This window comes from Polynucleobacter sp. 35-46-11, assembly GCF_002281105.1.
The window spans coordinates 1-7,816 of the sequence record NZ_NCFJ01000089.1 but is presented as its reverse complement, the minus strand read 5'-3'; the positions used below and the strand labels follow the sequence as shown (position 1 = coordinate 7,816).

The window sequence follows — 7,816 nt, the reverse complement described above, 5'->3', positions numbered from 1 at the left end:
AGGACTGCAAGATCGCATAACAACTGCAATGAGTGCACTCGATGGCAAAGCTTTTATAGCGGATGCTTGGGAAAAACCGGAAGACAGCAAGTTAAAAGGTTATGGACGCACCTGCATTTTGGATGGTGGAAATATTTTAGAAAAAGGTGGCGTGGGATTCTCACACGTTCGTGGCGATCAAATGCCTCCATCCGCATCCCATCATCGTCCAGAGCTTGCGGGGCGTAGCTTCGAAGCGATGGGTGTTTCGCTGGTCTTTCATCCAAATAATCCTAAGGTACCCACCACCCATATGAATGTGCGCTGCTTTATTGCACAAGCTCCGGATAAAGAGCCAATCTGGTGGTTTGGGGGCGGCTTTGATCTCACACCCTATTACGGCGTTGACGAAGATTGCAAACACTTTCATCAAACAGCCAAAGATGCTTTGGATCCATTTGGTGATGAGCTCTATCCGCGCTTTAAAAAATGGTGTGATGAATATTTTTATCTCAAGCATCGTGAAGAGCCCCGTGGCATTGGTGGCGTCTTCTTTGATGACTTTAATGATCTTGGTTTTGAACAAAGCTTTGCGATGACACGCGCTGTTGGCGATGCCTTTATTGATGCTTACCTACCGATTGTGGAGCGTCGCTACAAAGACAGCTTTACCGCTGAAGAAAAAGCGTTTCAAGAATACCGTCGCGGTCGCTATGTGGAGTACAACTTAATATTCGACCGTGGCACTATTTTTGGCCTACACTCCGGTGGGCGTACAGAATCTATTCTGATGTCTATGCCTCCGGTAGTTCAGTGGTGGTACAACTGGCAACCAAAGCCGGGCACTCCTGAAGCAAAGCTGTACAACCACTACCTCAAGCCGCGTGACTGGCTAGCCTAACTTGAGCTCAGCAAATTTGGATACTCCAAAGAAGATTGGCATCCTAGGCGGTACATTTGACCCGCCACATCTTGGCCACCTCAAATTGGCCACCCATTTTGCAAAAGTCTTGCATCTCGACGCCCTACTTCTCATCCCTAGTGGTGAGCCTTGGCAAAAGGACTCTGGCATAACCCCTGCGCAAATCCGCCTGCAACTGACTGAAGCTGCTGGGATTGATCTAGCGAGAGCATTTCTGTATTTGCAAATACCAACTCAAATTGGGATCGATCGCATCGAAATTGATCGGGCAGGCCCAAGCTATGCGATCGATACTGCAAAAGCCCTGAGAGAACGTTTTGGGCCTGATGTCAGCTTGACTTGGCTAATGGGAGCCGATTCCCTTCTCAACCTCCCCACCTGGAACTCTTGGGATCAATTGCTGGGCTTTGTGAATTTTGCAGTTGCCACTAGGCCCCACCATGAACTTTCCGGGAAAATGAGTGCCGAAATCGAAACCTTATTAGAAGAGTATCAATGTATTGATGTAGATACTCTTGAAAAAAGCCCATTTGGCCGCATCTACGTAGATAACAGTCTTTCAGTAGACCTTTCATCCACCGAGCTTCGAAATCAGCTTAAAAGCCCCTCTCGTAGCGATATTGCTTCCGAGCACATTCCGTCTCACGCTTTAGAAATCATTACAAATCTAGGTCTGTACAAATAATCAGGCTAAGATCACCCCTATATTCAAAAATCTCAGAAAAATACTAAAGAAACTATGGACTTAACTAAATTACAACGCGTCGTGATCGACGCCCTTGAAGATGTCAAGGCGCAAGATATTCGCGTTTATGACACAACTAAACTCAGCGAGCTATTTGATCGCGTCATTATTGCTACAGGCACCTCTAACCGTCAGACAAGATCTTTAGCCATGTCGGTTAAAGAGGCAGTCAACGCCAAAGGTGGTGAAGTCATTTCCGTCGAAGGCCTGGAGACTGGTGAATGGGTGCTTGTTGATTGCGGCGATATCGTGGTTCACATTCTGCAACCTGCACTGCGTGCTTACTACCAATTAGAAGGAATGTGGGGCGCTAAGCCTGTTCGCGTCAAATTAGCAGCAGACAAGGGGCTTGTCAAGGCAAGCGAACCCAACGACGAAGAGTAATGTCTTAGCAATGCGTTTAACGATTGTTTCTGTTGGTCACAAAATGCCAGAATGGGTTGCAACTGCAACCCATGATTACATTAAGCGCATGCCCGCAGATTGCAGTATTGAAATCAAAGAGATCAAACCCGACCTCAGTCCAGCCAAAGAAGCTATCAAAATTGCTGCCGCTATTCCGAAAGGCTCTCGCGTCATTGCACTTGATGAGCGCGGTAAAGATCAAACCACTCAAAATCTAGCTACCCAGTTAGCAAACTGGCGACAGGATGGTTTTGACATCACCTTCTTGATTGGTGGTGCCGATGGGCTCGATCCTAGCCTCAAAGAAGGTGCTCAGGCGATGTGGCGGCTCTCAAGTCTAACGCTACCCCATGCCATGGCAAGAGTCTTACTGGTTGAGCAACTCTATCGAGCTTGGACTATTTTGCAAGGCCACCCTTATCACCGCGAGTAAGTCATTCATGTTTTCTTATATTTACCTTGCCTCACAAAGTCCACGGCGCCAAGAGTTACTCAAACAGATTGGCGTCGAATTTGAGATGCTGATTGCGGCACCAGGGGAAGATACGGAAACCCTTGAAGAGCCCCTCTCCAATGAAACAGCGCGTGAATATGTTGAGCGTGTCACCTTTGCCAAAAGCGCCATTGCATTAGCAAGATGGCAAAACAGCGGTAAACCTTGGGCCCCGATTTTGTGCGCAGATACCACCGTGAGCCTCCCTGGTAGCCCGGCCGGTGAAATCCTCGGCAAACCCTCTGATGCTGCCGACGCTGCACGTATTCTTGAAATGCTGAGCGGTCAAGTGCATGAAGTGCTTACCGCGGTTGTAATGATGATCGACCCTATAAATAACCCTCTTTGCTTGGTTCAAGTATCTGAGGTGGAATTTGCCCAACTCACCGCATCACAAATTGATAATTACATTCAGAGTGGTGAACCTTTTGGCAAAGCTGGTGCGTATGGCATTCAAGGTCTTGGAGGGGCATTTATCCCCTCAATTAAAGGTAGCTATAGCGGTATCATGGGATTACCTATTTTCGAAGTTAACCAATTATTAGATTTTGCTAAAGTTGCCCGCATATGAATGAAGAAATTCTGATCAATATTACCCCCCAAGAAACACGGGTGGCATTAATTCAGCAGGGCGCGGTTCAAGAGCTTCAGATTGAGCGCACGCGTCAACGCGGCATCGTTGGCAATATCTATTTAGCCAAAGTCGTACGCGTTCTACCTGGCATGCAATCCGCTTTCATTGAGATCGGCCTAGAGCGCACTGCATTTATGCACGTTGCCGATATTACTCAAAATAACCCTCAAGCACAAATTGAAAAGCTGCTCTTTGAGGGTCAAAATGTTTTAGTACAAGTCCTCAAGGATCCACTGGGAACTAAAGGTGCGCGCCTCACAACTCAATTGAGTATTGCTGGCCGCAATTTGGTTTACCTGCCACCAGCCGGAACGGATGCGGCCACCGAAAAATATATTGGCGTATCCCAAAGAATTGATCAACCCGAGGAACGAGAAGCCATCAAGGCACGCCTTGCGGGGCTGATGCCTGCAGATGAAAAAGGTGGAATTATCGTGCGCACCAGCGCACAAGATGCCAGCGATACTGAGCTAGAGCACGACATGCATTACCTGCGTACGACCTGGGAGAGAATCCGCGCAGCCGTGAACCATAAAGCTGCTCCCAACCTGCTTTATCAGGATCTCAGCTTAGCTGAACGTGTATTGCGTGACGTTGCAGGCGAAGAAACCACCCAAATTCGAGTTGATTCAGCGGAGAACTTTGAAAAGTTGAAGGGCTTCGCTACGCTCTACATGCCCAATCTCCTTGACAAGCTCACACTTCATCGTGGCGAGCGCGCCCTGTTTGACTTGTTTGATGTAGATGCTGAAATCAACAAAGCGCTTGGCAGAAGAGTTGATCTCAAGTCAGGCGGCTACTTGATGATTGACCAAACAGAGTCGATGACTACGATTGATGTCAATACTGGAAGTTATGTTGGCGCACGCAATCTCGACGACACCGTCTTTAAAACTAATCTTGAAGCTGCTCAGGCGATAGCCCGTCAATTACGCTTACGCAATCTCGGCGGCATCATCATCATTGACTTTATTGACATGCTAAGCAAAGATCATCAAGAGTCAGTGCTGCATGAACTCAATCGCAATTTAGAACGCGATCATGCCCGCACTTCAGTGAGCGAATTTTCCTCGCTAGGCTTGGTAGAAATGACGCGCAAACGTACGCGCGAATCCCTTGCCCACATTACTTGTGAACCTTGCGCTACCTGCCAGGGCAAAGGCGAGGTCAAGACAGCGCAAACCATTTGTTACGAGATATTGCGCGAGATTGTGCGAGAGCATCGCCAATTTAATCCCCGTGAATTTAGGATTGTTGCTGCGCCCGATGTAATCGATCTCTTCCTAGAAGAAGAAAATCAATTCTTGGCACAGTTGGGTGACTTTATTAGCAAGCCGATCAAACTTCAGGCTGAGGGTAGCTTTCGCCAAGAGCAGTACGATATTGTTCTCAGCTAATCATTGATTACGCGTTTGAAAACTGGATGCGATGCAGATTGGCGTACAAGCCGTCTTTAGCAATCAATTCTTCGTGTGAGCCGTTCTCAATCACATGACCATGTTCTAGCACCACAATCCGATCAGCATGCTCAATAGTTGATAAGCGATGTGCGATAACCAAAGTGGTTCTACCGGCCATTAATCGCTCTAAAGCATCTTGCACTTGACGCTCGGATTCAGAATCGAGCGCCGAAGTTGCTTCATCCAAAATCAGAATAGGTGCGTCTTTATAGATAGCTCTCGCGATAGCTAAACGCTGACGTTGCCCGCCTGATAAACGATTGCCGTTATCACCAATTTGAGTATCAATTCCTTCGGGCATTTCTTTCATGAGTGCTGATAAGTTCGCCGCCTCAAGCGCCTCCATCACGCGTCCACGATCAATACCCTCTTGGCCCACAGCACCATAGGCTACGTTTGCCGCAATGCTGTCATTAAATAAAATGACATCCTGACTTACAAAAGCAATTTGCTTGCGCAAATCTGCAAGAACAATGTCCTCGAGCGGAATATCGTCCAAGAAAATTTGGCCATTAGTTGGCTTAAAGAAGCGCGGCAATAAATTCACCAGAGTAGATTTACCACCCCCAGATGGGCCGACAAAGGCCACCACTTCTCCAGGCTTGATATTTAAATTCACACCAGTGAGAGCATCTTTGCGCCCAGCTTCTTGCTGATAGGAGAAGCCGACGTCTTCAAATCGAATTCCACCTTTAGCCTTGTCCAAGGACTTCATATTTTCCTTGCGGGACTCGTCCTCTTCAAAGGGTTGATCCATGAGAGAGAAAATCATTTCCGCTGCAGTTAAGCCGCGCTGCAAGGGCTGATTAATATCAGCCAAATGTTTAATTGGCGAAATCACCAACATCATGGCGGTAATAAAAGCAGCAAAGCCGCCCACTGTAGTTCCTTCGGAGGCTGACTGCATCAATGCAATTACCAAGACAATCGATAGCGCCATGGAAGCAATCAGCTGAGTAATCGGCTGATTTAAGCCTCCAGCTACTGCCGACTTTAAGGCAAATTGACGAAGACGTTCGGCTTTTTCCATAAAACGGCGCATCTCATACTCTTCAGCACCATGTACCTTCACGATCTTGTACCCGGCTGCAGATTCTTCAACAATATAAGCGAGCTCACTAGTAAGTATCTGCTGCTCGCGATTCAAGGATCGCAGACGCTTATTAATCTTGCTCATGATGAAGGCGATGATGGGGAAGATCACCAACACGACTAGCGTCAACTGCCAATTCAAATAAATCAGATAGCCAATTAAGCCAACCACGGTGAGCGAATCTCGTACCAAGCTAATCAACATCCCGCCCATAATGGAAAGTACATTATTTACCTCAAAAACAACTGCGTTGATTAAATTGGATGCGGAGTTCTTCTGAAAAAAAGTAGTTGATGCATTTAGCAGCGTTTGAAACATCTGCTGACGCAACTTAAGCAAGACAGAATTAATAACGCGAGTCAGTAAATAGTTTGATAAAAACTGGGCCAAGCTACGAACAAGGGCCAAACCCACCAAGAAAACCGGCACCTGCCAAAGCTTGCTATTGAGCTGTCCAGTAAAGCCACGATCTAGTAACGGCTTCATTAGAGCGGGAATAGAGGTTTCAGCCCCAGCAACCAGAGCCATGGCCAACAAAGACCCAATAATCATCCAAATATGGGGCTTGAGATACTGAATTAAGCGATTTAGGGCGGTACGGTCTTGAGCATTCATATAATGAATTATGCCCACCTTATCCGTCATACTCATCACTCGCAATGAAGAAGCCAATTTGGCCGATTGTTTGGACTCCCTAGGGGGGATTGCCCAGCAAATCGTGGTGGTCGACACCAATAGCACCGATAGCACCCTAGAAATCGCCAAAAACCATGGCGCCCTTATTAGCCAACCTGCTGATTGGCCTGGATTTGGACCTCAAAAGAACCGTGCCTTAGACTTAGCCACTGGTGACTGGGTACTCTCCTTGGATGCGGATGAGCGATTAACTCCTGCCCTCAGAAGTGAAATTTTGACGGCCATCCATCATTCAGCGCATGTTGGCTGTTTTGCCATTCCACGCCTATCTTGGTATTGCGGACGCTTTATTCGCCATTCCGGCTGGAGCCCCGATTATGTGGATCGATTATTTAGGCGTGGCACTGCCTGCTTCTCAGATGATCTGGTTCATGAACGACTGATTCCGAATGGGCAAGTAGCAAAGCTGGAGAACCCCATGTTGCACTACAGCTTCATGAACTACTCACAAGTGCTGCAAAAATTAGATCGCTACTCAACTGCATCAGCAGAGCAGGCATTTTCTAAAGGGAAAAAGAGTAGCCCATTAAAAGCAGTACTTCATGGCATCTGGGCCTTTACTCGAACCTACTTCATACGCCTTGGTTTCTTGGACGGTCCCCAGGGCTTTGCTTTGGCAATTTCTAACGGGCAAGGGACTTACTATCGCTACATGAAGTTATGGCAATTGCACCAAGAAGCAAGCTCCAATAATTCTCTCGGCAAATGATCTCCGTTCTTCTGGCGACCTATAACTGGCCACAGGCCCTCAAGTTATGCCTTGAGTCACTCAGCACTCAAACAGATTTAGATTTTGAAATCATCATTGCTGATGATGGCTCCACCTCGGATACCAAAGACCTCATCAGGGAAACTCAGAACCATTTCCCGGTAACCATCACACATCTTTGGCAAGAGGATCAAGGCTTTCGTAAGACCCGCATTCTCAACCAAGCAATTGAGGCAGCGCGCGGTGACTATCTCGTATTTTTAGATGGCGACTGTCTTGTACAGCCAGACTTTATCGCCCAGCATCGAATCCTATCTCAGGCGCAACGCTTGGTAACCGGCAGCCGTGTCTTGCTTAATAATGAGCTTAGCAAAAAATTACTCTCATGGTCCCATTGGGACTTTAAGAAATTCACTGGCAACTTATTAAGTTATCGATTATCCGGCGGCATCAATAAGTATTGGCCTCTCAAAATCAAACTTGGTGATGGCGCCTGGCGCAACTATAAGAAATTTGTTTGGCGCCGTATCAAAGGCTGCAATATGGCCTGCTGGAGATCGGATGCCCAAGCTATTGGTGGCTTTGATGAAACCATGACTGGCTGGGGACATGAAGATGCGGATTTTGTTTTCAGACTACAAAACCGGGGCTTGATTCGTAAATCTGGATCCTGGGCAACT

Annotated in this window: 8 protein-coding genes and 1 pseudogene; 8 read left to right on the top strand and 1 reads right to left on the bottom strand. The window is 47.2% G+C overall.

Annotated elements, in window-relative coordinates:
* Positions 1 to 4: 4 nt before the first annotated feature.
* The 6 genes and pseudogenes from hemF to rng all read left to right on the top strand — a co-directional run bounded on the left by hemF (position 5) and on the right by rng (position 4,575).
* Complete coding sequence (gene hemF, locus B7Y67_RS08280) at positions 5 to 880, top strand: oxygen-dependent coproporphyrinogen oxidase (RefSeq protein WP_293598230.1); 876 nt, start codon at positions 5 to 7, stop codon at positions 878 to 880.
* Position 881: 1 nt separating this feature from the next.
* Positions 882 to 1,586 (top strand): nicotinate-nucleotide adenylyltransferase, encoded by a 705-nt coding sequence (locus tag B7Y67_RS08275; protein WP_293598229.1) that lies wholly within the window; start codon positions 882 to 884, stop codon positions 1,584 to 1,586.
* A 54-nt stretch (positions 1,587 to 1,640) separates the two neighbouring features.
* Positions 1,641 to 2,027: pseudogene (rsfS, locus tag B7Y67_RS08270) on the top strand (ribosome silencing factor); the annotation flags it as partial.
* A gap of 13 nt (positions 2,028 to 2,040) precedes the next feature.
* On the top strand, positions 2,041 to 2,484 hold the full coding sequence (gene rlmH / locus B7Y67_RS08265) for a 23S rRNA (pseudouridine(1915)-N(3))-methyltransferase RlmH (protein WP_293598228.1): 444 nt from the start codon (positions 2,041 to 2,043) through the stop codon (positions 2,482 to 2,484).
* Positions 2,485 to 2,491: 7 nt separating this feature from the next.
* Complete coding sequence (locus tag B7Y67_RS08260; RefSeq protein WP_293598227.1) at positions 2,492 to 3,115, top strand: nucleoside triphosphate pyrophosphatase; 624 nt, start codon at positions 2,492 to 2,494, stop codon at positions 3,113 to 3,115.
* On the top strand, positions 3,112 to 4,575 hold the full coding sequence (rng, locus tag B7Y67_RS08255; RefSeq protein WP_293598226.1) for a ribonuclease G: 1,464 nt from the start codon (positions 3,112 to 3,114) through the stop codon (positions 4,573 to 4,575). Before B7Y67_RS08260 ends, rng begins: the two co-directional genes overlap by 4 nt.
* A gap of 7 nt (positions 4,576 to 4,582) precedes the next feature.
* Here rng and msbA read toward each other — a convergent pair whose 3' ends face one another.
* The gene (msbA, locus tag B7Y67_RS08250; protein ID WP_293598225.1) at positions 4,583 to 6,346 is read right to left on the bottom strand and encodes a lipid A export permease/ATP-binding protein MsbA; all 1,764 of its coding nucleotides are present in this window, start codon (positions 6,344 to 6,346) and stop codon (positions 4,583 to 4,585) included.
* A gap of 10 nt (positions 6,347 to 6,356) precedes the next feature.
* On the opposite strand from msbA, the gene B7Y67_RS08245 reads away from it, so the two are divergent.
* On the top strand, positions 6,357 to 7,136 hold the full coding sequence (locus tag B7Y67_RS08245) for a glycosyltransferase family 2 protein (protein WP_293598224.1): 780 nt from the start codon (positions 6,357 to 6,359) through the stop codon (positions 7,134 to 7,136).
* The coding region (locus B7Y67_RS08240; protein WP_293598223.1) for a glycosyltransferase family 2 protein at positions 7,133 to 7,816 on the top strand (684 nt) is incomplete at its 3' end. The genes B7Y67_RS08245 and B7Y67_RS08240, both read left to right, overlap by 4 nt.